The organism is Photobacterium japonica (assembly GCF_050337005.1).
GTDB classification, from domain to species: Bacteria; Pseudomonadota; Gammaproteobacteria; order Enterobacterales; family Vibrionaceae; genus Photobacterium; species Photobacterium japonica.
Genome location: NZ_JAKJSN010000019.1, coordinates 62,468 through 87,875, shown reverse-complemented (window position 1 = coordinate 87,875; position 25,408 = coordinate 62,468). Strand labels below are relative to the sequence as shown.

The window sequence follows — 25,408 nt, the reverse complement described above, 5'->3', positions numbered from 1 at the left end:
GGTGAGACGTCACTCAAGAATAGACGTGTTCAGGCCAAGGTGTGAATTATTCTATGGCGCCAAGATGAATCGATTAATCGCCGAGTGTCACGAACGGATTAGCCAATAGATGTATGTGGGCTAACCCTGATGCGAATGTGGATTCTCTCGTTAAAAGAGAGACTAAAAAGGGTAGCGTGCCGACAGCATCACACCGTGATCATCAATGTCTTTTATTCGCCATTCGGCCCCGAACGAGAACGCGTTGCTGGCGTGAAAACGTGCAAACATACTCACAAGGGTGAAGTCTTTGTTTAAATCAATGACACCGACAGTGCCGCCCGCTTGGATTTGTGGCAGTACCCAGCCTGACAAACCAATATTGAGTTCCGAACCACTGCGACCGAGTGTCTTGTCGTAGTCCTCATTTTTGACTGACAGCAGTTTAATTTGACCGGTAATGTCTGCGTAGGGACTGATCGGCGCATTGAACCCTAAGCCGCCTTTGAGTTGCCAAACATCATCAAAGTTACTTTCGACTTCAACAATGGCGTAGGCATTGGGGTGGAGCTGAAGGCTGGCCGCCGCACCAATACCACCGGGATTCATCGGCACGCGCGCTTCGACGTAGTTGTAGCTAAAGTTGCTGGCATTGACCGTGCTGCTCGCCAAAAAAGAGGAGGCTAACAAAGATGTAGCGATAAGCGTATTTTGCAATGCATGCGTGAGTTTTTGGGTGCGCAGTACAGACGGTGGGCTGAGTTTTGTCATGATGTATGGGTGAGGTATCGGTGGCTAATAAAGAGTGTGGGTGATTATGCCAAAAAGTCGGCGAATTATCTCATTACTAATTGATTTATCAGTAATGTATCGATGGTTTAAGTGTAACAAAAAAAAAGGCCTGAATCATTATCAGGCCTGTGTCTTAGGTGGGGCTGGCATTACGCGTTTAGCGCTTGTTCCAAGTCCGCCAAAATATCATCAATGTGTTCTATCCCTACCGACAAGCGGATCATCTCGGGGCTGACACCGGCTTGCTTTTGCTCTTGTTCATTCAATTGGCGATGCGTGGTAGACGCCGGATGACAGGCTAAGGATTTCGCATCCCCAATGTTCACCAAACGTTTGAAGATTTTCAGCGCGTCATAGAAACGCACACCGGCGTCATAGCCGTCTTTCAAGCCAAACGACAAAATGGCAGACGGTTTGCCACCCATGTATTTTTCGGCCAACGGGAAGAACGGCGATGTCGGTAATCCGGCATAACTGACCCAGCTGACTTTGTCATGTGCTTGCAGGTATTCCGCGACTTTCAATGCATTTTCAGTGTGTCTTTCCATGCGCAGTGACAAGGTTTCTAGCCCTTGCAGCAGCATAAAGGCATTCATCGGTGAGAGTGCAGCGCCGGTATTGCGTAACGGTACGGTACGGGCACGACCAATGAAGGCAGCATCGCCAAAGGCTTCGGTGTACACCACGCCGTGGTAAGACGGCTCGGGTTCATTCATGTTCGGGAAGCGATCTTTGTGATCCGCCCATGGGAATTTACCGCCATCGACGATGACGCCCCCCAAGGTGGTGCCGTGGCCACCGACATACTTGGTTAAAGAATGCACCACAATGTCGGCACCAAATTCGATAGGCTTGCACAACACCGGTGTCGCTACCGTGTTATCGACCACCACGGGCACACCTTGTGCGTGGGCGAGGGTGGCAATGCGCTCGATGTCCACGATGTTACCTGCGGGATTGCCGATACTTTCACAGTACACTGCTTTGGTGTTTTCATCGATTAAAGCGGCAAGGCTTTCCGGTTTGTCATCGGCGGCAAACCGCACTTCAATGCCTTGTCTTGGCAGCATGTGGGCAAACAGTGTGTACGTGCCACCATACAATTGTGGGGTAGATACAATGTTGTCACCCGCTTGGGCGAGGGTCAAAATGGCATAGTTAATAGCGGCGCTGCCTGCACTGACAACAAGCCCTGCAATACCGCCTTCCAACGCAGCCATCCGCTTTTCAAGTACATCGTTGGTCGGGTTCATGATGCGGGTGTAAATATTACCTGGGACTTCTAGATTGAATAAGTCCGCCCCGTGTTGCGCATTATCAAATTCATACGCAACCGTTTGATAAATAGGGGTAGCAACTGATTTGGTCGTCGGGTCGGTTTCATAACCAAAGTGGATCGAGAGCGTTTCGTCTTTCATTCGTCATCCTTGAATCGAGACATAGACAGAAAAGGGTTACTTGGGTGTATAGCAAAGCAACCATCACTTTACTGATAAATCAGCAAAAGAATTTGATCTTGCGCACTATTCGATTTCACGCGCTACCAGAAAGTCGCATTTGATGAAAAGCAGCATCAAAACGCCAACAACAAAAAAGCGCGGCAAAAATGCCGCGCTTGATAGCTGAAAAATGGAATGAAAGTGGTGTGATTACTTGGGCTTATAAGGCTTGTATAAACACAGCGACATCACAATACCGAAACAGACGCCTTGGGTAATCATCGCCGTACCGCCGTAACTGAAGAACGGCAGTGGGCTACCCATTACGGGCAATACGCCGCTGACCATGCCCATGTTGATGAAGGCATACAGGAAGAAACTCAGGGCGAACGTACCGCTTACCAACCGGTTGAATGGATTTTCACACTGACAAGCCAGCCAGATCACGCGAGCAGCAATGAACAGGTATAAACCTAATAGCAGCGCGCTGCCGAAAAAGCCCCATTCTTCAGCGTAGGTAGAGAAGATGAAGTCGGTGTGGCTTTCTGGAATGAAACCCAGATGGCCTTGGGTCGCGTTCATCCAGCCTTTACCGCGCAAACCGCCGGAACCAATCGCAATCAATGATTGAATGATTTGATAGCCCGCACCGAGTGGGTCAGATTCCGGATCCAGAAATTGGGTGACACGTTTTTTCTGGTAGGCTTCCATGACAAAGAACCACAGCAGCGGCACCGCCGTTGCGATCCCCCCCAAGAAGGAGCCGATGATCTTCCAGCTCATGCCGGCAAAGAACAGCACGAATAGCGCATAGATCACCGTAAAGATGGCACCATCCAAATCAGGCTGAATGAAAATCAACCCTGCCGGCACGCCTGTGACCAATAAGCATACGGCGATCTTTTTCAGATCCGGTCGGCCAGCATCCACCACCAGTAGCCAAGCGACCATTAAGGGGACGGCGACTTTTACCAACTCAGAAGGCTGAAAGCGGATAGGTCCCAAAGCTAACCAACGTTGAGAGCCGTTGGTACTGTCACCCATCACAATAACGCCCAATAGCAGCACGACCGCTAACCCGTAGAGGTAGGGTGCCGCCAGTTGGTATTTCAGTGGTGAAATCGCCGACATGAACAAGATACAGCTAATGGCGATCAAGGCACGAACAAGGTGGCGTTCCAGCATGGGTTCACTAAAACCACTGGCACTCCATACCGTGAGAGAGCCAAGTAAAATTAGCAAGATAATGGCAAAGAGTAACGGGTAATCAATTCGGGGTCTGAAATTCAACATCACTGTGTTTCAACAAAATAACGAAAAGAGATCTTCATGTTGCGAGCAAACATGAGCAGGAAAAAATCCCAATACGCGGTGTCATACGCACCATCGTTTAGGTCACCGCCTTAAGCGGTTAACGGTGAGAAAGCAGAGATAAAGGGGCGTTCAGCCATGGCGCGATATTGCCGATTGGCGTCTTTCCAGCCGCCGAGGCGGTGAAGATCATGGGTTAAATGGTAAGAAGGCGTGGGCACAATGGCGACAACCATGGCCGTGCGAACCCAGCGCTGAATTTTTAGGCGGCGGCTTTCCGCTGGCAAGGTGCGATGCACTGCCAAAGAGTAGTGTGAGGTGTGGGTGAAATGGGTACCGTATACCGAAGCGCTGTGCGTATGCTCTGGACGTGCAGTTTGTGTTGATTGGGCGAGCGCCGTGGCGCGATCATCGAGATCATCGTCTTGACGACGGGTTTCAATCAGCTCGTTGATCCAAGTGAGCGGTTGACCAGAGGCGGTGCCGGGCAATAAAAAATGACGACAACTGGCGATCAGCGCAACAAGCGATAAGCCAAACAGCATGAAAAGCATAGGCTGTAATGTGAGGTGTTTTTTCATTGCCTGTTCTGCATCAAAGGGGATGATTACGACCGCTCAAGGCCACCTGCTTATCATTATTGAGCGGGGGCAAAGTAAAGTAACTGTTGAGTGAAAAAATGCAATATTTTCGTTCGCTTCAGCGCGCATTTTTTGTGCGCTTGCTCGCTTATTGTTCAAGTTATTAACTGATGGCGATAAAACAGCCCTTGCTATACTTGATGAAGATAAATAACCGTATGCAGGCAGGTGTGATGTGAAGCGCTCTTATTTAGTGACGAATGCAATGCCATCCAGAATGAAGAAACCGCTTTTTCTGAAGCGAATGTATGCCATGTTAATGGCGTGCTGCTTATTGTTGGGGTCCGGTTTAGGACTGGTAGGGTGCTCAAGTAATCCTTATGGGGATTCTTATGGTGTGGCCGATACGCGGAGCATACAGCAAGTGCGGTATGGCACCATTGTGAAAACCGAACCCGTCAATATTGAGGGGGAAGGGCAAGCGATAGGCGCACTGGCAGGGGCTGCCGTTGGGGGGATTTTAGGATCTAAAGTCGGTGGGGGTTCAGGGTCTGACATTGCTGCCATTGGGGGCGGTTTACTCGGTGGCTACGCGGGGACCAAAGCCGCGGAAGGGGTGACGCGCCGCAACGGGGTTAACCTGACCATAAAAATGGATGATACCGGTGAGACCATTGCGATTGTGCAAGAGGCCAACCCGAATATGATGTTTACCGTCGGGCAGCGAGTCCGCGTGAATGTGGATGGCAGAACCGCGCGTGTGATGCCTGAATAAACGTCATGGTGTAAACCTGTAATGCCGCAGCATTTGTCGCGGCATTATTGTTTGTGTCCCGCCAACGTGATAAAGATGGTTTCATTCAATTTAGAGAAAGAGAAACACGATGAAGCAATTATCAGCAGTGGTGGTTGAGCCCAATGTGACGCCTACAGCCTCTGTGATTTGGTTGCACGGGTTAGGATCCAACGGGCATGATTTTGAAGCGTTGTTGCCTGAACTTGGCTTACCGGAAGACGCCCCGATTCGTTTTATTTTCCCGCATTCTCCATCCATACCGGTGACCATCAATGGCGGTATGGTTATGCCTGCGTGGTACGATATTTTATCCATGGGGGCAGGACGTACGATTAATGAAGTGCAATTGCTGGCCTCTTCAGATCAAGTGGCTGCATTGATTGATCAGGAAAGAGAGAAAGGGATCGCCAGTGATCGCATCTTGTTGGTGGGCTTTTCGCAGGGGGGCGCGGTGGCCTATCACACCGCGTTAACCTATCCGCATCCCTTAGCGGGTTTACTGGCGTTATCGACCTATTTCCCGACAGCGGATGGCATGACGGTCAGCGCCGCAAACCACGCTTTGCCGATCGAGATCATGCACGGTCGCTTTGATCCCGTGGTGTATTTACCCTTAGCCAAATCGGCCTACACGGCATTGCAACAGTTAGGGTTGTCACCCAACTGGCGTGAATACAATATGGAACACCAAGTGTGTTACCCGCAAATTACAGATATGTCAGCGTGGATCCGACATATCTTGTCTGTATAGCGATGGCATTGCATTGGTCATTGTGCATCTGTCATTGCGCGCAGTAACGAGCGTGGCGGTTTATCCCGCCACTTTTTCCGCAAGCAGCGCTTGCAGGGTGTAAATGTTGGTTTTACCACTAAATTCAAAGCTAAGTGGCTCGGATTGACTTGATACCCAAATCTTCAACTCGGCATCTAAATCGAAATGCCCGGTGGTTTCTACCGTAAACATGGTCACCGACTTGTAGGGTACTGAACGGTATTCAATCTTCTTCCCCGTTAGCCCTTGCTTGTCGATTAAAATCAGGCGGCGATTGGTGAGTACAATCATGTCTCGAACCAGTTTGTATGCCAGTTCAATGGCTTCACCGTTACCTAAAATGGTCGACAACTCTTCATACGCTTCATCTTGATCCATTTCACCGGCGTTGCCGATCAAAGCACTGAATAATCCCATGCGTGTTACTCCTCATCATCATAGATAACCCACCAAGCGAATGCTGTCGCGTTGCGGTTATTGTGTGAATACTGGCTGTCGCCGTTGAATGCAGCTAATTTAATCTAACTTAATTTAAGCCAGCTTGCGTAAATAGGTCGGTACTGCCGTTTTACTGGTTTTGCTAAGCTTGTGCATCCCTTCAAATGTCAGTGCAGGAATGCGATATTGGTGCTGAATATCATCCAGCATACGCAGCCACAGCTTGGCTGTCATTTCGGCATCGGCTAATGCACGGTGAAACGTGCCGTCGTTGTCGATATCCAATGTGTGCACCAAGGTCCCCAATTTATGATTGGATGAGTGTGGGTACAGCCGGCGTGCAATCAACATTGAACAGGCAAATTCACCGGGGTAGGTACGACCAATGCGTTGTAGTTCAGCATCTAAAAAACGCTGATCGAATGACGCATTATGAGCAATCAAATTGTAGCCCTGAATGAAATCAGCAAAGTCATCCATTACCGTCTCACACGGCTGTGCATCGGCCAGCATGGGGTTACTGATCCCTGTATAGCTTTCAATAAAACTACTGACACGAAAACCGGGATTCATCAGTTGCTGAAATTGATCGATGACTTGGCCATCTTGGATTTTTACTGCACCAATTTCAATGGCGCGATCGCCCATATTCGGTGAGAGGCCGGTGGTTTCAAAGTCCAATACGATGACGGTGTTTGCCGACTGTTTTTTCACATTTATACCTTTATATCTTTGCTGTTTGTGGCATTAAGCGTACTGCTTGCCAGTATACATGAGGTTGTGCGTGATGAAATGTGAAACACCGCAAGGTGTGTTTGCGTGATATGGCGTTCAGAAGCGGTGTGTGTGACTGGTCGTACAGAGGCTTGGCGGGTAAGTTGACAGGTTTACGTTAAAAGCTAAGTGCTGTTATTTAAAGACAAAACCTAGCATTCGCACACAACAAAACAGAGAAAGGAGCCCAATGATGATTGTCAGGGAAGTGACGATAGATGACGCGCAACAGATGCTCGCATTAGATCAACAGTTAGACAATGAAACCGCATTTATGCTGTATGAACCAGACGAACGTACGACCACGCTGGCACAGAAAGCAACTCGATTACAACAATTGAGTGATGGGGCAGAGGGCGTCATGCTGGTGGCGGTTGATGATGTCTCCGGTGAGATTGTCGGCTATATAGCAGGGTTAGTGACGGGGTTATCTCGAGTGAAGCACGTTATGCGCTGTGTGATTGGCATTAAGCAGTCCTATTGCGGGCAGGGTATCGGCCGTCAGTTGTTTACCGCGTTGGAAACAGAGGCAAGGGCGCGTTTAATTCATCGGCTTGAATTGACTGTGATGGCCCACAATGCGCAAGCCATCGGTTTATACCATGCGTTTGGCTTTGTGAAAGAAGGGGTAAAGCAAGAAGCAATGAATGTCGGTGGTTGCTATGTGGATGAATGGGTCATGGGGAAAGTACTTCAGCCTACGCTATGATGAGCCGTAACAGCGGGTTTAAGTCGATCAAATCGTACTGTCTAATAATTTAGGCAGTGTGTTTTTTTAGTGAGAGATACACCACAGTGTGCCTGTGGAATTGCCTATTTTGGCTGCTTTAAAATGACAAATAATGAAACTTTACTACATTCCCTGGCGGTATCTTGTTGATAATTTCACCACTGTCGTCATACCTACCCCTTTAGGGTAGTTTAAAACGGTAATTGATTTACATCATATGTTCATTTTTGTTCATAACTCACAATCAGGTCAGTATTACAGATAATGGCTGGAACTGATTATGAGCAAGCTCAAACTGGTGGTCGTCGGCAATGGCATGGTGGGCCATCGCTATCTCGAAGATCTGGTTGAGAAAACGGATGTCTCAAACCTAGAGATTACCGTTTTCTGTGAAGAACCCCGTGTCGCTTACGACCGTGTTCACCTTTCTTCTTATTTCTCCCATCACACTGCACAAGAGTTGTCTTTAGTTAAAGAAGGCTTCTACGAAAAACACGGTATTCAAGTACTGCTCGGCGAACGCGCGATCAATATTCATCGCCAAAACCGCATTGTTTACTCATCAACCGGTCGTGAAATTCAGTACGACAAACTGATTCTTGCCACGGGCTCCTTCCCCTTTGTACCGCCGATTAAAGGTAATGAAAGCAAAGATTGCTTCGTTTACCGCACCATTGAAGATCTCAAGCAAATCGAAGCCTGTGCCAAAAACAGCAAAAGCGGCGTTGTGATTGGTGGTGGCTTGCTTGGACTCGAAGCGGCGGGTGCCCTGAAGGCGCTGGGCATGGACACCCACGTGGTGGAATTTGCGCCAAAGCTAATGGCAGAGCAGCTGGACTTGGCGGGGGGCAATCAGCTTCGTCAGAAAATTGAGCGTATGGGCGTTAACGTGCATACCAGCAAAAATACCGCAGAAATCGCCCCTGAAGGTAAGACCGCACGTAACGTAATGCGTTTTGTGGATGGCACTGAACTCGAAACCGACTTCATTGTGTTCTCGGCCGGTATTCGTCCGCAAGACAAACTGGCGCGTCAAATGGAACTGGATATCGCCCCGCGTGGTGGCATTGCTATTAACGACCATTGCCAAACTTCTGACGAGAATATCTACGCCATTGGTGAATGTGCTTCATGGAATGGCACGTTTTACGGCTTAGTCGCTCCGGGTTACAAAATGGCGACGGTGGCGGTTGACCATTTATTGGGTAACACTGACAGCACTTTCGAAGGCGCTGACATGTCGGCCAAATTGAAACTATTGGGTGTGAAAGTGGGCTCCATTGGGGATGCCAATGGTCGCACGCCAGGTTGTAAGAGCTACGTTTACCAAAACGAAGAACAAGAAGTGTACAAGCGCTTGATTGTGTCACAAGACAATAAAAAGCTGCTTGGCGCGGTCATGGTCGGGGATACCGCCGATTATGGCGATCTCCTTCAATTGATGCTCAATGAGATTGACCTGCCAGAACACCCAGATGCGTTGATTTTACCGGCACATGCTGGAGCTGAAAAGCCGACATTAGGCGCGGATTCGTTGCCTGAATCTGCCGTGATTTGTTCGTGTTTTGATGTCACCAAAGGCAAAATCGCTCAAGCAGTTGCACAGGGCCATCACACCATTGGTGATATTAAAGCCGTAACAGGGGCGGGTACGGGCTGTGGGGGCTGTATTCCTCTGGTGACGTCYGTGCTGAATGCGGAATTAGCAAAATCTGGCATCGAAGTGAAGAACGATGTGTGTGCGCACTTTGCGTATTCTCGCCAAGAATTGTTCCATTTGATCCGCATTGATGAAATCAAAACGTTTGATGAGTTACTGGCTAAATATGGCCAAGGTTACGGCTGTGAAGTGTGTAAACCGTTGGCGGGTTCGATTCTGGCGTCATGCTGGGGCGAACATATCCTCAAGCCACAGTTGGTGAAGCTGCATGACACCAATGACAACTTCCTCGGCAACATTCAAAAAGACGGTACGTATTCCGTCATCCCGCGTATGGCGGGGGGGGAAGTGACACCACAAGCCTTGGGCGCACTGGCGAAAGTGGCCGAAGAATACCAGCTCTACACCAAAGTGACCGGTGCGCAGCGTATTGGTTTATTTGGCGCGCAAAAAGACGATCTGCCCGCGATTTGGGGCAAGTTGATTGATGCGGGTTTTGAAACCGGTCAAGCCTATGCCAAAGCCTTGCGCATGGCGAAAACCTGCGTAGGTTCAACATGGTGCCGTTATGGCGTGCAAGACTCTGTTGGCTTAGGGTCTTTCATCGAAAACCGTTACAAAGGCATCCGTACTCCCCACAAAATGAAGTTTGGTGTGTCAGGTTGTACCCGTGAATGTGCGGAAGCACAGGGGAAAGATCTCGGCATTATCGCGACGGATGCGGGCTGGAATATGTACGTGTGCGGCAACGGCGGGATGAAACCGCGTCATGCGGATTTGCTAGCCAGCGATCTCGATCAAGCCACCCTGATTCAATACATCGACCGCTTTATGATGTTTTATATTCGTACCGCGGCGCCACTGCAGCGCACCTCGGTGTGGATGGAAAACATGGAAGGCGGTGTGGACTACCTGCGAGACGTCATCGTTAACGACAAGCTGGGCATCAATGCACAGTTAGAGGTTGATGTTGCCAAGCTGGTGGATGCGTTCGAGTGTGAGTGGACAGCGACCATTAATGACCCGTCACAGCTAACGCGTTTTGCGCATTTCATTAATGCCGATAAGCGTGATGACAATGTGGTATTTACTCCAGAGCGTGAACAGCACCGCCCCGCCACATTTACTGAAAAACACCCTGACGCGAAAGGCGACATTTTACATGTGACGCTGACTGAACCGTCTCTGACTGAAGCATAAGGCGAGGTTGATTATGTCATTTGAAAAAATTTGCGTTATCAGCGATATCGTTCCAGGAACGGGTGTGTGTGCGTTAGTGAATGGCCAGCAAGTTGCTGTTTTTCGTCCGACGGATGCCGAAGCCGTGTTGGCTATCAGCAATACTGACCCATTCTTTCAATCTAATGTGCTATCTCGTGGCTTGATTTGTGAACACCAAGGCGAGTTATGGGTGGCAAGCCCGCTGAAAAAACAGCGTTTTAACCTCACAACTGGGGTGTGCATGGAAGACGCTCGCTTTAGTGTGAAGGCCTATAAAGCCCGTGTGATAAAGGGTAACGTTGAAATTGCTGCATAGCGAGTAAACACGACAATGCGGTGAAGATTCAATAGCTCAAAGGCTGCTTGTTCCTGCTTATTCAACAGGGATAAGACAGAAACAGGCAACCTTTTACTATTCAATTTTAYTTTAATTTCAACTTATTGGAGAGACATGATGTCTTACTTAAAACCGGTAGAGTTCGTCCAGACAATGATTGACACGGGCGAAGCAAAAGTACGCACAGGCACGCGAGATCTGATCCTGCGTGGCATGATGGCGGGGATCATTTTGTCACTGGCGGTTGTCGTGGCGATTACTACCATCACACAAACAGGGATCGGTATTGTCGGGGCACTCGTTTTCCCGGTCGGTTTTTGTATTTTAAGTTTGATGGGGTATGACTTGGTCACGGGTGTCTTTGGTTTAGCTCCCTTAGCCAAATTTGAAAATCGTCCCGGTATCACATGGGGACGTATTTTACGTTGCTGGGGATTGGTTGGGTTAGGTAACCTGATTGGCTCACTGCTTGTCGCGGGTCTGATTGCTTTGTCTCTGACAATGAATTTCAGTGTAGAACCGAACGCCGTCGGTCAGAAGTTTATGGCAATTGCCACAGCCCGTACCGTCGGGTTTGAAAATTTGGGCATGGACGGTTGGATCACTTGTTTTGTACGCGGTATTTTGTGTAACTTGATGGTGTGTCTCGGCGTGATTGGTAACATGACAGCGCGTACGGTAGCGGGCAAAATCGCAGTGATGTGGCTGCCCATTTTCATTTTCTTCGCCCTTGTGTTTGAGCATGCCGTTGTGAACATGTTCTTGTTCCCACTGGGTATGATGCTGGGTGCTGACTTCGGTATCGCAACATGGTTGAACTTCAACCTGATCCCGACCATTCTGGGTAACATTGTGGGTGGCTTGCTGTTTACCTGCATTCCGCTTTACCTGACGCACGCCAAAACGGCGCCAGCGATCAGCACGGAAACAGAAACACAGGCTGAAGGCGTGTTGGCCACCAAGTAATCACGAGATACTGTGAGATAAAATGCGGTCGCCTTATGCTGTGCAGGTGTGAGGCGATACGCAATAATCGATTGATAATACAGTGATAATAACAAGCGGCATTGTCACCACAGTGCGCCTTCTTATTCTCAATTTTGCATAGACAGGTGTTGTGATGACTACACGTATGACCGCTTTAGAGCATGGCTTGGTCTCTTTGGTGGGGGCAGGGCCGGGCGATCCGGATCTGCTGACGGTAAAGGGGTACCATGTGATCCAACAGGCTGATGTGGTGGTGTATGACCGCTTGGTGTCGGCGGATATTCTCGCATTAGCCAGTGAACACGCAGAGATGATTTATGTGGGCAAGCAATTGGACTATCATTGTGTGCCGCAAGATCAGATTAACCAGTTGTTGGTGGATAAAGCCTTGGCAGGAAAGCGGGTGGTGCGTCTGAAAGGCGGTGATTCCTTCATCTTTGGGCGAGGCGGAGAAGAGCTGGAAACCTTGGCTGAGCATAACATTCACTTTGAAGTGGTACCGGGCATTACAGCCGCGGCGGGGGCGACGGCGTATGCGGGCATTCCGTTGACCCACCGTGATCACGCGCAAGCCGTGCAGTTTATTACTGGCCATGTGCAAAAAGACGGCAAAGAGATCGATTGGCAGGCAGTGGCACAGTCGAACGCGACCCTCGTGTTTTATATGGGCCTGAAACAAAGCGGGTACATTGCGGATAAACTGTTAACCCATGGCTTAGCCAACGACATGCCATGCGCCATTATTGAGAACGGCACACGTCGCGAACAACGCGTGTTTCGTTGCGATTTACATGCGCTACCTAACGTCGCAAAGCAGGCGAAAAGTCCAGCCCTGATTGTGGTGGGGAGTGTAACGGCTTTGCATGAGAAGTTGGATTGGTTTAATCGCGAGTCATAATGTTTTAGAAAACAGAGAAACGGCGGTGTCAGTGCAAGACTGATACCGCCGTTTTTTTAAGGAGAATGTATACGTCAGGTTACGATTGCGTTTGACGGCGACGCCAAAAGGCAAGAGCCAACGCACCAGCACCAAACATGCCGAGTGATGAAGGAGCGGGAACAGTAAAAACGGTCGGTTCGACAAAGTGTAAGTTCAGATCCCAATGTTTCTTACCAGGAGCGCCGTAGTACGGTAACAGCCAAGCTGCGCCACCAAAGACGAGTGGGGCTGAATTATTCATACGCTTATCACTGGCTCCGTCACCAAACTGGAAAACGAGCGGTTTGCCTTTTTTGGTGCCAAATAGGCTGAGATAATCAAACATTTTTACAGCGCTATTTTTTTTCGTGATTTTAATGTAGCTTCCTGCGCCAATCCCGGTGAAAAAGTCGATATCACCATTGCCTACTTCGGGCGTCGTGTTTAAATCAGTGGGGCTGTTGTCTCTGCCTCCACCGCCTCGTTTATAGGCTTCTTTATGACTGAAGTCTTCAAAGTTTATGTTCACTTCAGCCCAATCCCCCGTAGGGTTCTTCGCAAGCATATTTAACGTTGCTGTCCACTGGTTTTGATCGCTGTGATCGTTATAAAACGTAAACTTCCCACTTTGAATACCGAAGTATTGGCCACACTTCCCGCCACTGAATTTATGTTTATTGGTCCATAGACCGTGTGGGCCACCCTTGCAGTTTTTCGACGTTGCATTAATAACATCGTACATCACGGCGGCCTGTGTTAAGCCTGCAAAGGCGAAAGAACCGACGCACAATGCGGTTAGGGCAATTTGTTTTATCATTCTTCTTCTCCCGTCATGAACATGTCTGCGTTAATTGTTATTGGATAATGCTTGTACTTTCTTTTTATGCACACCGAGTGCCAACATATAAAACCTCATAAATTTAGTGGGTTATATTGATTCATTTGTAGATACTGGGTAAGAGTGTAAAAGTTTCTGACAGGTGACATGGTGGGTATTAGCATTGTTCAAAATGCAGTATGACACGGCTACCAGACGAGAAGAGAGCGAAGTGCTAAGTCGGTCATAAAACACTGCAAATCAATGAGCCGCTAGACCGAAATGGCTAATATTTCATTGGCATACAAGAGGTTTTGGTGTGTACGTGTTGCGTCGTCATGGCATTCAGATGACCATCAATACACTGAACACAGACTCAATGGGGAAGGAACCGAAATGGAATTACAAAAAGGTGGTAATTGTGCGTTACCCGTGTCACAAGGCACCCTGTATATCAAGCATTCAACCTCAGCGAAGATTGATGTGAATCTTACGGCTTTCTTATTGGATGAGACGGGGAAAGTCCGTGGGGATGAAGGCATGGTGTTCTTCAATCAACCGAGCGATCCCGATAACGTGGCGACGTTTATTTCACCGTTGAGTCAACAATACCTGACTGTGCATCAGATTAAATTTTCATTGCATGAAGCCGCAGGTCATATTGCCAAAATAGCGATTACGTTAACGGAAGAGAATGGCGTTGGGTTTGCAGGGCTAGATCTTGTTGCGGAAGTACATTGCAATGGCACGGTGATCACCTTGAAACCCGAGGCGTTCAGTACCGAAAAAGGCATCACAGTCGCAGAGATCTATCTGCGTAATGGCCAATGTAAATTGCGCTCGGTGTGGCAAGGGTTTACCAGTGGGCTGGTGGGGCTATGCGAATTGTATGGCGTGGACGTTGATGCTGCGCCGCCAGCTGCACCTTCTGTCGTTTCTCCTGTTGCGCCATCGGTCTCACCGCCATCCCATGTAACAAGTGCTACGCCGTCGCCAACGATTAATTTGGAGAAAGTCAGCGGAAAAGTTGATCTGTCGAAAGGGCGAAGGGCCGTTTTGATTGAGAAAACACCCGAAATTACCGCGTCTATTTCATGGAATAGTGGGACAGATTACGACGTCTATGCGTTGGTGTTTTTAACCAATGGCACACAAGTCGATGTGGCGATGTTTGGCGCACAAGGTGTCATGCCATTAAAAGATTTTGGTAATGGCGCAGTCTGTCACAGTGGTGATGTGAAGCAGGCAAAAGGGGGCTTTTTTCAATCGAAACCCAGCACGAGCAAAGAAGAAATTCGGATTCGCCTTAATGACGACATTCAAGCCGTCGTACCGGTGGCTTATTCGGCACAGTCGAATGGGTCGGGATCATTCCATCGTTATAAAGTGTCTATGATGATTGACAACCACCAAGGCACAGAGATCGTTATTCCTGCCGATAATGCCAATCGGGATGATTCGATTTTCACGTGTGTGCCGGGCATGATCATCAATACCCCTGAAGGGGTGATCATTAAAGCGCTCGAATATTACAGTCGTTCCGGTTCAGAAAATCGGCCGAAACTTGTGCGAAACGCCCAAGGCGAGGTGGATGTGATCATGGATGCGGGGCCGGTGAACGATTACAAGTGATCGTTTTTTGACGTTATGGTGAGAAGGAAGCCTGACAGTGCAGGCTTTCCTTTATGTATCATTAGCATGCTAATGATTGTCAGCCCGCCGTTTGGAATAAAGCATACGCATCATGCACGCCTTGAATAAGCATTTGCATGCCAATCACGGTTAAGATCAATCCCATCAAGCGGGTTGTAATGCTTATGCCGCTTTCGCCGATTTTATCCACCAACTTAGGTCCGAATAAGAAGCAGACAAAGGTGATCAAACACAATGTTGCAAATGCGGCGATGGTGATCACGATATGCAGAATATCACCGGATGCCGAGTAGTTCATTGCTGTCGCAATGGTCCCTGGGCCGGCCAGAATAGGGAGTGCGAGCGGCGATATGGCGATATCTTTGCCGTCGTCTTGTGCATCACTGTTTTCCCCTTTGTTTGATGTTTCTGTATGACTGGAATGCATTTTCGAGGGGCTGCCTTGTAACATGTGGTAGCCCACGAGAAAGACCAGAATACCGCCAGCCAGTCGGAGAGCGGGCAGGGTAATGCCGAAGACATTAAATATCCCTTTCCCGAGTAAGCAGAATGCTGCAATGATAAAAAAAGCGGTCGCTAAAGCTTTAATGGCGGTATTTCTGCGTTGTTGTGGTGTTTGATTGCCTGTCATCCCGACAAAAACGGCGGTATTGGCAATGGGGTTCATCATGGCAAAAAAGCCCATGAACACGGTGACAATAAGTGTTGTGATATCATGCATTTCGATGTTGCCTGTTTTAATAAAAGAAGAAATACCTTTTAAGCAACTTTAGCATTTTGTGACTTATTTTGTGTGCTAACTTGAATTTTGTTGTGTTCATTTTAATGAACAGTCGGCAACGCGCTGTATGAGTATGAATACAGAGGGTATGGATTGCTGGGTGCCTGTCGGTATACATGAAGAGAGGGGTATGCTCAGTGTCAGTGATACACACCCGTTTAAGTAAGTGGTACGCAGGGTTACACTGTGGGAACGTGTTGCGCGTGGCGATAACGCAGCAAAGGGGTAAACAATGTTGATGCTAATCCCTTGTCTGCTAACACACAAACCCGTAGTCCTTCGTTGAGGTATTGCTGCACCTGATCCGGCAGCGTGTTTACCGTGTAGGGAGCACGGTCTGCATCCCGACGACATAAATCAACAAAAATTCCATCGCTGTCCCCTTCAGGAAACAACACAAACTCCGACTGCTGCATGAGGCGCAAGGCTTTCAAACTCAGCATTTCAGGATCGCTCCCTGTTTCAATCAAATACAGCCCTGCCAGTGACTCGGCATTGTCGTTGAGCAGTTGCTGAAAATGCTGCTCTAAGGCCGCCATGCTGTCAGCCTGTTCCACGCCGGGGTGACGGAAAAATAATTCCCAAAATTTACGGCGTTCATCCACGGTGTTGAAGTGTTGTTTAATACGGTCACGTTGCTGGCCTGCGTAGTCCGCCAACAGACTCAGGTTATGCGGCAGTTGCGTTTCGAGTTTTTCACGCAAGAAGCGAACCAAAACCGGAGAGGCGCCACCACTGGATATCGCTACTTGAATCGGTGAGCGGTCGATCAGCGAGGGGGTAATGAAATCACAGTAATCTTTATCATCGACCACATTGGTCCATAATCCGCGCGCTTGCGCATCATTGTAAACTTGATGATTCAGTGCTCGCTGGTTGGTCGTTGCCCAGACCTGATGCGCGCCGTCGAGATCATCAGGTGTATAGGATTTGTTAATCCATGTGATTTCTGCTTTGTCTGTCAACCCCGCAAGATAGGGGTGAAGAGCAGGGGAAACGACCGTAATATCCGCTTCTGCCTTTCTTAATAAGTCGATTTTTCGGCATGCGACTTCCCCACCGCCAATAACGATGACTTTTCGATCCTTTAATGACAAAAATATCGGTAGGTAATCCATTTTATATGCGCCCTAGGTATATATTGCTGCGGTTATAAGATTATGAGTTATAAGCAGTAAATGATCCGCATACTGTTCAAATTCATAAAAACACGCAATGTGAAACACTTTGAAACATTTAAAGCGAAAATCTTCTCTTATCCCCGCCGTTGTTCAGCTTCTATTAAAGCCTTAATGCTATTTTTCAGCAAAATAGATCAACATGTTACACATTTACGCGTAACGGGGCATGTTTCTTAATAATGCAAATGATGACAGGTTAACAAACCTTTTGCGCTTTTATTACAAAAATTTAGATGGTCGGCAATATGAATAAAAAACTGATGCTCGCAACACTCATAAGTACCAGTCTGCTTGTGGGGTGTGGAGAGAAGGCGACAGGGCAACCTGCCGCGATGATGCCGCTGGTGGCAGCACAACCTGTCTCCGTGATTGAATACCAACAAGGTAAACAGTTCGTAGGACGCACGGAAGCGATGGAAGATGTGGCCATTACCGCACAGGTGTCTGGTTATCTGAAATCGCGTTTGTTTAAAGAAGGTGAGCAGGTCGAAAAAGGCCAGCTGCTGTATGTTATTGAACCTGCCGCGTATGAAGCGCGTCTTGCCAGCGCACAAGCGTCTGTGTCTCAGGCAGAAGCCATGCTCAAGCGTGCCAACTTAGATTGGCAGCGTGGTGAAAACCTGCTACCGAAAGGTAGCATCAGCCAGTCTGAGTATGACCGCCTTACGGCCGAAAGACTGAATGCCGAAGCACAGTTAAAAGCCGCAAAAGCCCAAGTAAAATCGGCAGAAGTTGACCTTTCTTATACCCGCATTATGGCGCCGTTCACTGGTCGCATTAGCGACAGTAAAGTGAGTATTGGTGATTTGGTGTCGCCGAGCGCAGGCGTGTTAACCACGCTAGTGAGCCTTGACCCGATTCAGGCCTCTTTCAACGTCAGTGAGCGTCAGCGTCTGGATTTAGGCATTGACTCGTTAGACGGTGCAGGCAAAGGCTCGAACGATGTGGAAGTCGTATTGACGCTTTCAAACGGTGAGCAATATGATCAATTCGGTACGGTGGACTACATCGGCAACCGTATTGATTTGAATACCGGTACGATTGCGATGCGCGCCAGCTTCAATAACGCCGATCAGGCACTGTTGCCGGGTCAGCATGTTCAAGTTTTCCTGCGTGAGAAAACGCCGGTTGAGCGTATTGTGATCCCACGTCGTGCGGTGCAAAGCGATCTGGAAGGTGATTTTGTCATGGTATTGGCCGATGGCAACGTGGCAGAACGCCGCAATGTAACGTTAGGTCCACAAACAGAACATGGGATCATCATTGCATCGGGCATGAATGCAGACGACAAAGTGCTCACCAAAGGGCTGCAGCGTGTGCGTAACGGTGTGACAGTGCGACTCGAAAATGAAGAGGCGAAAGGGTAATCATGTTAAGTCGCTTTTTTATCCAGCGCCCTAAGTTTGCGCTGGTGATCTCAATCATTCTGACCTTGGCGGGTGCCATCGCTGCACTGAATCTGCCTGTGGCGGAATACCCTAAAATCAGCCCGCCATCAGTGGGCGTGAAAGCGTACTATTCAGGTGCCAGTGCGGAGGTCGTTGAAGAGGCGATTGCCGATCCGATCGAGGCATCGATCAATGGTGTTGAAAACATGATTTACATGTCTTCAAAAAGCGCCAATGACGGTTCTTACAGCCTGAACGTGACGTTTGATATCGGTACCGATCCTGACATGGCGCAGGTGAACGTGCAAAACCGTGTTGCGCAGATTGAATCGAAGCTACCGGCAGAAGTGCGTATGGTCGGTGTCACGGTGAAAAAGCGTTCCCCTGACTTGTTGATGGTGTTGAACTTTTACTCGCCAGATGATCTGTACGACGATAAATTCCTGGTCAACTACATTAACCTGAACGTGAAAGACCAATTGGCGCGCGTGAAAGGGATCAGTGAAGTGAACGTGATCGGCGGCGGCGAGTACGCCATGCGTGTCTGGTTAGATCCAGAGAAAATGGCGAACTTGGGCCTGACCACGTCGGATGTCCATAAATCGCTGTCTGAGCAGAACATACAGGTTGCGGCCGGTAAAGTGGGTGCAGCCCCTTACAGTGCGGCACAGGACGTGCAATTTAACCTCGTGACCAAAGGTCGTCTTGAGAACGTTGACGAGTTTGAGAACGTGGTACTGCGAGCCAATAACGATGGTTCGATGGTGTACCTGAAAGATGTTGCACGTGTTGAACTGGGTAAGAAGTTCTATGACGGTAACGGTCAGTTCCGTAATAAGCCGGCATCGATTGTGACATTGAACCTGCAATCTGACGCCAATGCGTTGGAAAGTGGTGAAGCCGTGATGACGATGTTGGATCGTTTGAGCAAAAACTTCCCTGATGGCTTGGCGTATGAAACCAGCTATGACACGACATTGTTTGTGTCTGAGTCAATCAAAGGGGTCGTTAAAACCCTGATTGAAGCGATTTTGCTGGTTATTGCCGTGACATATCTGTTCTTGGGCAGTATGCGTTCAACGTTGATCCCGGTCGTGGCGATTCCTGTGTCGTTGATCGGTACATTTGCCGTGATGCTTGCAGCCGGCTTTACCATTAACACCGTGACCCTGTTTGGTTTGATTCTGGCTATCGGTATCGTGGTGGATGATGCCATTCTTGTTATCGAAAACGTTGATACCAACATGGCACGTGACCCAAGCCTGACGCCGCGTAAAGCGACCCTGTTGGCGATGAAAGAGGTAACAGGGCCGATCATCACGTCGACCTTGGTATTGTTGGCGGTGTTCTTGCCTGTGGCTATGTTGCCTGGGATCACCGGCATCATGTACCGCCAGTTCGCATTGACGATCTGTATCTCTGTATTGATTTCGTCGATTAATGCATTGACCTTGTCACCGGCTTTGTGTGCCTTGGTGCTGAAACAAGGCGGCGGCAATACGTCTCGCTGGTTTGAAATCTTCAACCGTGGCCTTGATAAAGTGACCGTGAAATACGGTGAAATCGCCGGTTTCTTGGTGCGTAAGGTTGTGTTGTTGGTGGCGTTTTTTGCTCTTGCGGTGGGTGCGGTAACGTACTTATCGAAAACGACCTCGACAGCATTTGTACCGACGGAAGATAAAGGGATCTTGCTGGTAAATGTACAGTTGCCGGATTCCGCCTCTCTGTCACGTACGGAAGCGACCACGTTGAAGTTGCAAGATATGCTAGCGACAGAGCCGGGAATTGAAGGGATCACGGTCGCGAATGGCTTTGCGTTCTTGACCGGTGCCGCGGCTTCTAACGGTGCGTCGTTGTTCATCAAACTCAAAGAGTGGGATGAGCGAAATGCGATGGAAGGGGATCACTCTTCGTTTGCTATCGCTGGCCGTATTAACGCTCGTGCTGCGATGAACTTACCTGAAGCGGTGGTGTTCGCGATGGGCGCCCCTGCGGTACCGGGTATGGGACCAGCATCTGGCTTTGAATTTGTATTGGAAGATACGCTAGGCCGTAGTCGTACTGACTTGGCGAATGTGATGGGTGAGGTGATCAAGAAGGCGAACGCGCAACCTGAGATCCAATATACCTTCAGTACCTTCCGTGCCAATGTTCCGCATTACTATGTGGATATTGACCGTGTGAAAGCCAAGCAGTTGGGCATTCCACTGACCGACATCTTCCAGACGCTACAGGGTAACCTAGGTTCCATGTATGTGAACGATTTCACCATGTACGGTAAAAACTACCGTGTGACGCTACAAGCCGACAGTGATTTCCGTGACAACCTAGATGCCCTTGAGCGCTTCCATGTGCGTTCTGCTAATGGCACCATGATCCCATTGAGCACGCTGACGAAAGTGGAGCAAGTGTTTGAGCCGGATGTGGCATGGCGTTACAACATGTACCGTTCTGTGGTGATCCAAGGTTCGCCAGCACCGGGTTACTCCAGTGGTGATGCTATTGCGGCGATGGAGCGTGTGGCTGCAGAAGTGTTGCCGCAGGGTTATCAGTACGAGTGGACGGGCATGGCTTACCAAGAAGTACAAGCAGGTAACCAAGCGATTTACGCCTTTGCGTTGGCACTGATCTTTATCTACTTGTTCATGGTGGCGCAGTATGAAAGCTGGAGTATTCCACTGGCGATCATTTTGGTGGTACCTGTCGCGACATTGGGCTCGTTCCTTGCGTTGAACCTCACGGGTACACCACTGAACCTGTACGCACAGATTGGTTTAGTCCTGCTGATTGCCATGGCGGCGAAGAATGCCATCTTGATTGTTGAATTTGCCAAAATTGAACGTGAAGAGAAAGAGTTGGATATCGAACAAGCCGCTGTACGGGGTGGTCGCTTACGTTTCCGCGCGGTGAACATGACGTCTTGGTCGTTCATCTTGGGTATTCTGCCCTTGGTTTTCGCTTCCGGCGCGGGTCACATCAGCCAGAACTCCTTGGGTATTTCCCTGACGGGGGGCTTGCTGTGCGTATTGCTGGCCGGTACCTTCCTGATCCCTGGCTTCTTTGCCTTGGTACAGCGTCAGCGCGAGAAGTTCCACGGTGGTTCAACCAAACTGGTTGAGCTGGATGATGAGTAGTACCTATCAGAAGCGTATGTAGACAGGTGTATATGTAAATCCATATGTGTAGAGCTATACGTTTTGATAGACATAAAAAAAGCGCCTTCGGGCGCTTTTTTGTTAGCTTGAGTGACTCATATTACGGCAAGGGGGGAGGTGCCACAACATGGGTACTCAATCAGTTTTTACGACGCCAGTATGCCAGCGCCAACAGCGTGGCGAGGAAAGTGGCAGGCATGCTACCGCCACCGGATGATGTTGAGGTGCTGGTTTCTGTTTCTTTACCTTCATCCGTGCCGCCTGTTTCGCCACCACCGCTTTCTCCACCCGTTTCTCCGCCACCAGTATCGCCGCCATCAGTGGTTGGCGCATCGTCACGGACATGTTCAAACGGGTTAAGACTGAATGTGGATGGAGACTGACCATTCAAATCAAGGCCTGTCTCGCTCATGATCCAGTCATAGTATGCCGCTAATTCCGTGTACAAACCGTTTGTTTGGGCAAATGGATTGCCATTGTATTTTTCTTCACAGTAAGGACCAAAGCTGGTCACGCCGACCACGCGCAAGCCGAAGTCTGCATCACTGGCATGGTTTGGGTTTTGCCAAACCAACGGGCCGCCGGAATCACCCGCACACACGTCTTTTTTGATCTCAGGGGTATTACTGTCAGCACAAACAAAGTGAGAGGATGCCGTTAGGGGGAGTCCCGCATCACATTGTTCCATCGGGATCCCAGCCAGCTTTACGACCATTAATTCATCAGGTTGCCAAAATGCAGGCTCTGTATTGCCCCAACCAGAGGCGATCAAATTACCGGTTGAATAGGCCGTGGGATTCCAGCTATTACTGAAAGCTTGATTGGCTTCAAGCTGTTCTTGAGGTGAGGCGACCTTGATGGGTTTTGCCACGCTGGTGAGTGGACGGTCAACTTTGATCAAACCGATATCGTTGTTGATGTCATAGACACCGTTGTAATTGGGGTGGAGGATGCTTTCTACGATGTTGAATTGGTATTGGGCTTCAACCTTATTCGCTTCACCCCGTGAATTGGGAATATAGGTCGTCCCTGCAATCAGTGTATTACTTAAATCAGCTCTCCCCTCAAGACAATGTGCAGCGGTGACTGCCCAGTAGTCACTGATGATGACCGCGCCACAGCCGGTGTAATAACTGGCATGCCATGCATTGGTCTGAATGGCCGCTTGCCAAGGCAGCAGGTCATTAGCGATATCTTTGGCCACCTCACCATTCATGACTTTTGTTTGCAGTGCTGAATTGAGCAGAGCAGAGCTAAACGGCTCAGGGCTGACTGTTGCGTTTGCGGTAACGGAATCAGCCGAAGCAAGTGCAGGCAGTGCGATAGCGGGGAGTGCAATTAACAGTGCCAGTAAATGAGGACGAAACGTTGTATTGCGGTTTTCCATAACGTTGAGACTCCTTGTCTTTTCTTTGTAGAAACATCCTGTTTCTTTGTATGAAAAGCATACAGAAAAACAACCGCGTGTTAAATAACGGTTAATTATTGCTTACAACTTTGTGTTCGCATGACAATGCAGGGTAAGCAATCGTCAGTGTTGTGAGCTATTTCTCGTGCTACTACGCAGTAGGCCGCTAAAATGGCGTCTATTTTGCTGAACATGAGAATAAATGGATGTCATATCAACATGTGATTGGTTTTGGGGTAGCGGGTAATTTTGCGGGTCATTTAGAGCAAGCGGGTGAAGCCAAAGACTTCCTTGCAGTCAAAGTGAAAGAGGCGATTCAGCCGAAAGCAATCTTTCCGTTTTATGTGCCATCGGAAAAAGCTGGTTTCTTATCTACATATCCGTTGTCACATTGCACCATCGTGCCGCCGAACGATGCGGATAATCTGCAAATTGAGCCAGAAGTGGCGCTATTGTGTGACATTGTTTACGACGGGGAGCGTGTTGTCGCTCTGACGCCTACGCACTTCGCGGCGTATAACGACTGTTCCATTCGAAAGCCCGATGCGAAAAAAATCAGTGAAAAGAAAAATTGGGGAGCGAATACCAAAGGATTATCAAAGCAGTTGATCCCGGTATCATCCTTGTCTGAAGGGGGCGAATTGGATGCGTACCGTATCGCCAGTTTCCACCTGCGTAATGGCGATATTCACCGTTACGGCGAAGACAGTCCGGTATTGGGCTACAGCTACTTCCACGAAAAGCTGCTGGATTGGATCATCGATAGAATGAACAACCAGCAAGACGTGGGGCCAACCGAACATATCGCGATGCATTTGGCCAATGCGGGTTACCCGACACAAGCGATTATCAGTATTGGTGCCACCCGTTATACAGAATACGGCGAAACCACGTTTTTGAAGTCTGGTGATACCAGCATTGTGGTTGTGTACGATGGTGCACAGTTTACCCCTGAAGAGGTTGCTGAACGTGCTGCAACGGGAACGTTGGAGGCAGCCGGGATCTCTGCTCTTGTACAGTCAGTGGCGTAAATAAGCCTTGAATCACACCCTGTGCTTCACAGGGTGTATTTTCAGTGGAACCTACTGACGGCTTAAAATCGCCAAAACACTTCTAAAGACCCCATTGAGGTCGAACTTCTTTCATCTTCTTTGAACTCGGGTGAATTTGTCGCAAAGCTCAAACTCGCGCCCCATCTCGGTTGGTAATACACGCCGCCCAAAACCGCCGTTGCTTGCCAGTGTTCGATATGGGTATCAGGCACATTATCTGGCCTGTCACCTTCAATGGTGATGTCATTGAAACGGTAACGGCCTTCTATGCCAGCAAAGAAAAAATAGCCCGATGCGCTGGAAGATAACATACCGACATCGACCCATTTACCCGGATTGAACCCCGTCGTACCAAAATTATCGGTTAAGTGATTGCCCCAGCGAAGCACACCGCCAATCGCGGCTTCACTTTGATAATTACCCGCATTTACGCGACCCACTGCACTGAGCTCATAGCTCTCCATCCCCCAAGCGGGTTGACGGGTTAGCAGGCGATGACCTTGGTAACCGAGATTGAGCAGTATGTCGTGTTCAATTTGGTGATCCCACCCCATGGGATCGTCAGAGCCGATGATCTCATGAATAAACTTCTGACTTTGTTCAGCAAACGCATTGGGACCAATGACACCCAGCATGACATCAAACTTATCTGCGTAGGTGGAAGCATACTGATAAATGCCACTTTCCAAGAATAGGATGCCGGCGTAAGGACGATCATTGGCGACGGGCTCTGTGGTTTCAATGTCTTCAGGTGTCCACATTTGTTGCCCAAGGCGCACGCTCCAGCCTTGCTGTGCATCATCATTAAGGGGGAATAGTGTAGCGACTTGACGAATTGGCGTAGGTGCATGTGCGGATAACGAAGACGTAGGCGAGGCATTGAATTCTAAAAACACGCCGTTGGTATAGTTTTGGTCTGTACCGACGATTCCGTCGTTATCCATCGAAAATGAGACGCTGCTAGCACTAAACGCTGATACTGGGGGAGCGATGAGTACACAGCAAGCAAACATTGCGCGAGAAAATTGTGTCATTGACAATCCTTTGATACAACATGAAGGCGTCTTCACGATGGGGTGGTAAAAGTAAATGCCGTAAAGTTGAATACATCGACGCCTCGCGCCTCGAAGCTTCATGCCTCGAAGCAGAGTGCATCGAAATATTGTATTTCTATACGGTATATTGCTGGCGCCACCTTGATTGGGTTTATCATATCTAATTCTACTGTTTCATCGCT

At 48.9% G+C, this 25,408-nt stretch carries 22 protein-coding genes; 11 read left to right on the top strand and 11 right to left on the bottom strand.

Annotated elements, in window-relative coordinates:
- Positions 1-162: 162 nt before the first annotated feature.
- From L4C36_RS08795 to L4C36_RS08780, 4 genes are all read right to left on the bottom strand, one after another.
- On the bottom strand, positions 163-750 hold the full coding sequence (locus L4C36_RS08795; RefSeq protein WP_428477428.1) for a hypothetical protein: 588 nt from the start codon (positions 748-750) through the stop codon (positions 163-165).
- 170 nt (positions 751-920) lie between these two features.
- Positions 921-2,189: an O-acetylhomoserine aminocarboxypropyltransferase/cysteine synthase family protein gene (locus L4C36_RS08790; protein WP_428477427.1), complete on the bottom strand. Its 1,269-nt coding sequence runs from the start codon at positions 2,187-2,189 to the stop codon at positions 921-923.
- A gap of 231 nt (positions 2,190-2,420) precedes the next feature.
- Positions 2,421-3,503, bottom strand: coding sequence for a rod shape-determining protein RodA (rodA, locus tag L4C36_RS08785; RefSeq protein ID WP_428477426.1), 1,083 nt, complete (start codon positions 3,501-3,503; stop codon positions 2,421-2,423).
- 110 nt (positions 3,504-3,613) lie between these two features.
- Positions 3,614-4,102 (bottom strand): hypothetical protein, encoded by a 489-nt coding sequence (locus L4C36_RS08780; RefSeq protein WP_428477425.1) that lies wholly within the window; start codon positions 4,100-4,102, stop codon positions 3,614-3,616.
- Positions 4,103-4,406: 304 nt separating this feature from the next.
- Between L4C36_RS08780 and L4C36_RS08775 the strand changes: the two genes are divergently transcribed.
- Positions 4,407-4,877, top strand: a complete 471-nt coding sequence (locus L4C36_RS08775) for a glycine zipper 2TM domain-containing protein (RefSeq protein WP_428477451.1) — start codon at positions 4,407-4,409, stop codon at positions 4,875-4,877.
- Positions 4,878-4,986: 109 nt separating this feature from the next.
- Complete coding sequence (locus L4C36_RS08770) at positions 4,987-5,649, top strand: alpha/beta hydrolase (protein ID WP_428477424.1); 663 nt, start codon at positions 4,987-4,989, stop codon at positions 5,647-5,649.
- Between the two features lie 60 nt (positions 5,650-5,709).
- Here L4C36_RS08770 and L4C36_RS08765 read toward each other — a convergent pair whose 3' ends face one another.
- Both L4C36_RS08765 and L4C36_RS08760 read right to left on the bottom strand, forming a co-directional pair.
- Positions 5,710-6,087, bottom strand: coding sequence for a PH domain-containing protein (locus L4C36_RS08765; RefSeq protein ID WP_428477423.1), 378 nt, complete (start codon positions 6,085-6,087; stop codon positions 5,710-5,712).
- A 114-nt stretch (positions 6,088-6,201) separates the two neighbouring features.
- Positions 6,202-6,822 (bottom strand): 3'-5' exonuclease, encoded by a 621-nt coding sequence (locus L4C36_RS08760; protein WP_428477422.1) that lies wholly within the window; start codon positions 6,820-6,822, stop codon positions 6,202-6,204.
- 250 nt (positions 6,823-7,072) lie between these two features.
- Here L4C36_RS08760 and L4C36_RS08755 point away from each other — a divergent pair, with 250 nt between their 5' ends.
- The 5 genes from L4C36_RS08755 to cobA all read left to right on the top strand — a co-directional run bounded on the left by L4C36_RS08755 (position 7,073) and on the right by cobA (position 12,715).
- Positions 7,073-7,591, top strand: a complete 519-nt coding sequence (locus L4C36_RS08755; protein WP_428477421.1) for a GNAT family N-acetyltransferase — start codon at positions 7,073-7,075, stop codon at positions 7,589-7,591.
- 301 nt (positions 7,592-7,892) lie between these two features.
- Entirely contained in the window at positions 7,893-10,472 is a 2,580-nt protein-coding gene (gene nirB, locus L4C36_RS08750; protein WP_428477420.1) for a nitrite reductase large subunit NirB, read from the top strand.
- Positions 10,473-10,485: 13 nt separating this feature from the next.
- Complete coding sequence (gene nirD / locus L4C36_RS08745) at positions 10,486-10,809, top strand: nitrite reductase small subunit NirD (RefSeq protein ID WP_428477419.1); 324 nt, start codon at positions 10,486-10,488, stop codon at positions 10,807-10,809.
- A 138-nt stretch (positions 10,810-10,947) separates the two neighbouring features.
- Entirely contained in the window at positions 10,948-11,796 is an 849-nt protein-coding gene (locus L4C36_RS08740) for a formate/nitrite transporter family protein (protein WP_428477450.1), read from the top strand.
- A 154-nt stretch (positions 11,797-11,950) separates the two neighbouring features.
- Positions 11,951-12,715 (top strand): uroporphyrinogen-III C-methyltransferase, encoded by a 765-nt coding sequence (gene cobA / locus L4C36_RS08735; RefSeq protein WP_428477418.1) that lies wholly within the window; start codon positions 11,951-11,953, stop codon positions 12,713-12,715.
- Between the two features lie 79 nt (positions 12,716-12,794).
- Here the strand turns inward: cobA and L4C36_RS08730 are convergent, their stop codons facing one another.
- Positions 12,795-13,553: a PEP-CTERM sorting domain-containing protein gene (locus L4C36_RS08730; RefSeq protein WP_428477417.1), complete on the bottom strand. Its 759-nt coding sequence runs from the start codon at positions 13,551-13,553 to the stop codon at positions 12,795-12,797.
- 396 nt (positions 13,554-13,949) lie between these two features.
- Between L4C36_RS08730 and L4C36_RS08725 the strand changes: the two genes are divergently transcribed.
- Positions 13,950-15,185, top strand: coding sequence for a TerD family protein (locus L4C36_RS08725; RefSeq protein ID WP_428477416.1), 1,236 nt, complete (start codon positions 13,950-13,952; stop codon positions 15,183-15,185).
- Positions 15,186-15,264: 79 nt separating this feature from the next.
- Here the strand turns inward: L4C36_RS08725 and L4C36_RS08720 are convergent, their stop codons facing one another.
- The gene (locus tag L4C36_RS08720) at positions 15,265-15,927 is read right to left on the bottom strand and encodes a MarC family protein (RefSeq protein ID WP_428477415.1); all 663 of its coding nucleotides are present in this window, start codon (positions 15,925-15,927) and stop codon (positions 15,265-15,267) included.
- A 239-nt stretch (positions 15,928-16,166) separates the two neighbouring features.
- Positions 16,167-17,105, bottom strand: coding sequence for a precorrin-2 dehydrogenase/sirohydrochlorin ferrochelatase family protein (locus L4C36_RS08715; protein ID WP_428477414.1), 939 nt, complete (start codon positions 17,103-17,105; stop codon positions 16,167-16,169).
- Positions 17,106-17,413: 308 nt separating this feature from the next.
- Between L4C36_RS08715 and L4C36_RS08710 the strand changes: the two genes are divergently transcribed.
- A complete protein-coding gene (locus tag L4C36_RS08710) occupies positions 17,414-18,535 on the top strand; it encodes an efflux RND transporter periplasmic adaptor subunit (RefSeq protein ID WP_428477413.1) in 1,122 nt (373 codons plus the stop codon).
- Between the two features lie 2 nt (positions 18,536-18,537).
- Positions 18,538-21,690, top strand: coding sequence for an efflux RND transporter permease subunit (locus L4C36_RS08705; protein WP_428477412.1), 3,153 nt, complete (start codon positions 18,538-18,540; stop codon positions 21,688-21,690).
- A gap of 160 nt (positions 21,691-21,850) precedes the next feature.
- On the opposite strand, the gene L4C36_RS08700 is transcribed toward L4C36_RS08705, so the two are convergent.
- Positions 21,851-23,098 (bottom strand): serine protease, encoded by a 1,248-nt coding sequence (locus L4C36_RS08700; protein ID WP_428477411.1) that lies wholly within the window; start codon positions 23,096-23,098, stop codon positions 21,851-21,853.
- 227 nt (positions 23,099-23,325) lie between these two features.
- Here L4C36_RS08700 and L4C36_RS08695 point away from each other — a divergent pair, with 227 nt between their 5' ends.
- Positions 23,326-24,150 carry a DUF5718 family protein gene (locus L4C36_RS08695; RefSeq protein ID WP_428477410.1) on the top strand — a complete coding sequence of 275 codons (825 nt, stop codon included), beginning with the start codon at positions 23,326-23,328 and terminating at the stop codon, positions 24,148-24,150.
- Between the two features lie 62 nt (positions 24,151-24,212).
- On the opposite strand, the gene L4C36_RS08690 is transcribed toward L4C36_RS08695, so the two are convergent.
- Positions 24,213-25,205: a lipid A deacylase LpxR family protein gene (locus L4C36_RS08690; RefSeq protein ID WP_428477409.1), complete on the bottom strand. Its 993-nt coding sequence runs from the start codon at positions 25,203-25,205 to the stop codon at positions 24,213-24,215.
- Positions 25,206-25,408: the final 203 nt, after the last annotated feature.

Bases quoted from the DNA above. Each gene is read 5' to 3' on its own strand.
- L4C36_RS08695 (WP_428477410.1), top strand. From the start codon at position 23,326: ATGTCATATCAACATGTGATTGGTTTTGGGGTAGCGGGTAATTTTGCG.
- L4C36_RS08730 (WP_428477417.1), bottom strand. From the start codon at position 13,553: ATGATAAAACAAATTGCCCTAACCGCATTGTGCGTCGGTTCTTTCGCC.
- L4C36_RS08775 (WP_428477451.1), top strand. From the start codon at position 4,407: ATGTATGCCATGTTAATGGCGTGCTGCTTATTGTTGGGGTCCGGTTTA.
- L4C36_RS08700 (WP_428477411.1), bottom strand. From the start codon at position 23,098: ATGGAAAACCGCAATACAACGTTTCGTCCTCATTTACTGGCACTGTTA.
- L4C36_RS08770 (WP_428477424.1), top strand. From the start codon at position 4,987: ATGAAGCAATTATCAGCAGTGGTGGTTGAGCCCAATGTGACGCCTACA.
- rodA (WP_428477426.1), bottom strand. From the start codon at position 3,503: ATGTTGAATTTCAGACCCCGAATTGATTACCCGTTACTCTTTGCCATT.
- L4C36_RS08755 (WP_428477421.1), top strand. From the start codon at position 7,073: ATGATGATTGTCAGGGAAGTGACGATAGATGACGCGCAACAGATGCTC.
- cobA (WP_428477418.1), top strand. From the start codon at position 11,951: ATGACTACACGTATGACCGCTTTAGAGCATGGCTTGGTCTCTTTGGTG.
- L4C36_RS08715 (WP_428477414.1), bottom strand. From the start codon at position 17,105: ATGGATTACCTACCGATATTTTTGTCATTAAAGGATCGAAAAGTCATC.
- L4C36_RS08710 (WP_428477413.1), top strand. From the start codon at position 17,414: ATGAATAAAAAACTGATGCTCGCAACACTCATAAGTACCAGTCTGCTT.
- L4C36_RS08725 (WP_428477416.1), top strand. From the start codon at position 13,950: ATGGAATTACAAAAAGGTGGTAATTGTGCGTTACCCGTGTCACAAGGC.
- L4C36_RS08690 (WP_428477409.1), bottom strand. From the start codon at position 25,205: ATGACACAATTTTCTCGCGCAATGTTTGCTTGCTGTGTACTCATCGCT.
- L4C36_RS08790 (WP_428477427.1), bottom strand. From the start codon at position 2,189: ATGAAAGACGAAACGCTCTCGATCCACTTTGGTTATGAAACCGACCCG.
- L4C36_RS08705 (WP_428477412.1), top strand. From the start codon at position 18,538: ATGTTAAGTCGCTTTTTTATCCAGCGCCCTAAGTTTGCGCTGGTGATC.
- L4C36_RS08795 (WP_428477428.1), bottom strand. From the start codon at position 750: ATGACAAAACTCAGCCCACCGTCTGTACTGCGCACCCAAAAACTCACG.
- L4C36_RS08765 (WP_428477423.1), bottom strand. From the start codon at position 6,087: ATGGGATTATTCAGTGCTTTGATCGGCAACGCCGGTGAAATGGATCAA.
- L4C36_RS08780 (WP_428477425.1), bottom strand. From the start codon at position 4,102: ATGAAAAAACACCTCACATTACAGCCTATGCTTTTCATGCTGTTTGGC.
- nirD (WP_428477419.1), top strand. From the start codon at position 10,486: ATGTCATTTGAAAAAATTTGCGTTATCAGCGATATCGTTCCAGGAACG.
- L4C36_RS08740 (WP_428477450.1), top strand. From the start codon at position 10,948: ATGTCTTACTTAAAACCGGTAGAGTTCGTCCAGACAATGATTGACACG.
- L4C36_RS08720 (WP_428477415.1), bottom strand. From the start codon at position 15,927: ATGCATGATATCACAACACTTATTGTCACCGTGTTCATGGGCTTTTTT.